The sequence below is a fragment of the Hydrogenophaga sp. A37 genome (assembly GCF_002001205.1).
Classification (GTDB): domain Bacteria; phylum Pseudomonadota; class Gammaproteobacteria; order Burkholderiales; family Burkholderiaceae_C; genus Hydrogenophaga.
The window spans coordinates 1-2,687 of the sequence record NZ_MUNZ01000172.1 but is presented as its reverse complement, the minus strand read 5'-3'; the positions used below and the strand labels follow the sequence as shown (position 1 = coordinate 2,687).

At 67.9% G+C, this 2,687-nt stretch carries 2 protein-coding genes; both read right to left on the bottom strand.

Annotated elements, in window-relative coordinates:
- On the bottom strand, positions 1 to 1,863 hold a 1,863-nt coding region (locus B0E41_RS22870; protein WP_077334820.1), incomplete at its 3' end, for a TolC family protein.
- 32 nt (positions 1,864 to 1,895) lie between these two features.
- Complete coding sequence (locus B0E41_RS27250; RefSeq protein WP_171984849.1) at positions 1,896 to 2,546, bottom strand: hypothetical protein; 651 nt, start codon at positions 2,544 to 2,546, stop codon at positions 1,896 to 1,898.
- Positions 2,547 to 2,687: the final 141 nt, after the last annotated feature.

The following is a 2,687-nucleotide window of genomic DNA, read 5'->3' as shown; positions in this document are numbered from 1 at the left end:
CCAGGATTTGATGTCGCCCAGATGGGCATTGAGTGCGGCCATGAGGCTGGACTCATAGACCGAGGTGCGGGCGTTGGCCGGGATTGTCGTCGCAAAGCGCGCTTGCTGCGCCTGGCCCGCCTCATCGGTCACTTTCAGCGTCCAGGAGGCTTTCTCCAGGCCGTAGGCCTCCGTTGACTGGTACGCCAGGTTCAGCGGCACGCCGTCCTTGGCGTCGGTAGCGATCTGGTGACGGCCCAGCAACTCGCTCACCAGGGCCTTCATGCGCACCTGCTGCACCGGGTCCTGAATGCCCGCCAGGTGCACGTTCACCGACGCGGCACGGCCAAACAGGTTGGACGACAGCGCAAAGGCGTCTTTCTCCGAGGCCTGCAGGTGGGCCTTCACGCGCCCGGTCAACTGGGCCAGGTCGTTGCCCTCAAAGTCGTCCGCAATGGGGTCCAGACCGACCGTGTTGTACAGGCGCCCGAAGGCAATGTGCGCGTTGGCGTAGGCGTTGGCGCGCTGGTACTGGCCCAGCACGGCGCGGGCCTGGGTGCGGATGGCCTCCAGTTCGCTGTCGAGCTTGGCCGTGACCGAGGCTTTGGTGAAGGCGGCCAGGCGGGTGTCGACCTGGGCCGCCTGATCGGCCAGACGGAAGTCCTCCAGCGCCATGCGGTAGCGCTCGGCGCTCACCCGCGTCTGCGTCAGGATGGCCATGGACAGCGCCATGCGGCGGGCCTCGTCGGTCTGTGCCTGGTGGTTCTGCGCGTCCTTCATGGCCGGAATCGACACCAGGCGCATCAGGTTCCAGGCTAGGCTGGCGCCGCCCTCGGACCAGCTGTTGTTGTAGAGGAAGGCGTTCGAGTCGCGCTGGCGGCCGTAGGTGAGCGTGAGGCCCGGCAACAGCGAGAGCATCTGCTTGTGGGCTTCGGCGGCGGTGATGCGTTTGCGGAAGTCTTCCTCGCGCAACTCGGGGCGCTGCAGCAGCGCCATGTCTTCGAGCTTGGTCACGTCGCGCGGCGCGGCCGGCAGCGCGGCTTCGTTGGCTTCGGCCACCTGGAAGTCCAGGCCGGGGGGCACGTTCATCAGGGCCGCGAGTTCGCGCTTGGCGAACTCCAGGTCCTGGCGGCGCTGGTTCAGCAGCGTCGTGGCGTCCAGCAACGCGCGCTGGTAGGCCAGGGCCAGGCCCGGGGGAATGATCTTCTGGGTTTCGGCTTCGCGCGAACGGCCCAGGGCCAGCGAAGCGCGCTGCAGGATGTCGTCGGCCTGGGCGTTGAGGCGCTGCGCGCCCAGGGCACGCCAGTAGGCCGCGCGCACGTCTTGCAGCAGGTTCTGCACCACCTTGCGGCGGCGCTCTTCGGCGATCAGGAACTGGTCGCCCTGCTGGCGGGCACGGTAGTAGGAGACACCAAAGTCCAGCACGTTCCAGGAGAACTCGATGCCCCGGGTCGTGCGGCTGCGCTCGTCGGAGGTGGTGGCGCGGTCGGAGATCTCTCCGTCCAGGATGCCCATGCTGACGCCACCGGAGTCGTTGTTGCGGCTGCGGTAGCCGGCCGAGGCGACCATCTGGGGCAGCATGTCGTAGCTGGCGTAGTCGGTCAGGCCTTGCGCCAGCGCCGACTCCATCTTCTTCAGGCGGTAGTCCAGGTTGTATTTCAGGGCGCGGGCCACGGCCTCTTCCATGCTGATGGGCGCGTTGATCGGCGCCTGGTCCACGTACATGCGGGCCGTGTCGGCCTTCACGCGCTCGCGCACTTCGTCGGCCGTGATGGCCTTCGGGGCCACCGAACACCCGGCCATCAAGGCGGTGACCGCCAGGGCCACCCAGGTGCGCGGCAGCATGCGCACAGCGCCTGAGAGGGTGATTTGTTGTTTGCTCATGTTCAAGTCCTCGTTGATCTTCAAATAGGGGTTCAGCTGGTGACGGATGTGCGGGTCACCGGGCGCGCGCTCTGGGCTCTGTCCTTGGCGAAACGCTCCAGCTGTGAACGCAGGCCGGCCGCAGCACGGGGCTTGACCAGTGGTTTTTCGGCAGCATCCGCCGCGTTCTTGATCGCGTGCGCCTGCGCTTCGGGAGCAGGCACGGTGGCCACCGCCTCCTGAGGCGCCTGCGGTGCCTCGATCTCGGCCACCTTCACCGGCGACCCTTCGGGCTGGGGCGCACCCAGCGCGAACGGATCGAACAGCGTGTTGTAGCCGGGTGTGGCCGAGTTGTTGGCCAATGCGGCGGCAGCGCGAAGCTGCGATTCCAGTTGCGAAGACCGCACCGCGTGCTGCACCCACAGGCTCGGGTCGGTCGTGATGGGTTGGTGACGCACCGCGTTCTGCACGTACAGCGCCGGCTGGAACGTCTGCATCTCACCGTAGCCCAGCTCCCGGATCAGGCCGATGTGCTCACCATGCGCGTTGTTCGCGAACAGCAGGCTGTCCGGCACCTGGGACAGGGCCTCGCCCAGCAGCGGAGCGTTCAACGCCAGGTTGCCCAGGGGCGTCGCCGAAAGTCCACTTTCCGTGCTGGACTCCGTCACCGCGACCGTCACGTGCACCAAGGGCGGTGTGGGCATGAACGCCGGCACAGGTGGCGGAGTGACCGGGACCGGTGTGCCCTCACGCGGTGGGGACGGATCTTCCGGAAGTGGCACGGGAGCGGGTGCAGGCGCAGGCGCGGGCGCCGGTGGCGGCGCCGGCTGGGGCGCGGGCGCCGG

Coding starts and splice junctions, on each gene's coding strand:
- B0E41_RS27250 (WP_171984849.1), bottom strand. CDS start 2,546: ATGCCCACACCGCCCTTGGTGCACGTGACGGTCGCGGTGACGGAGTCC.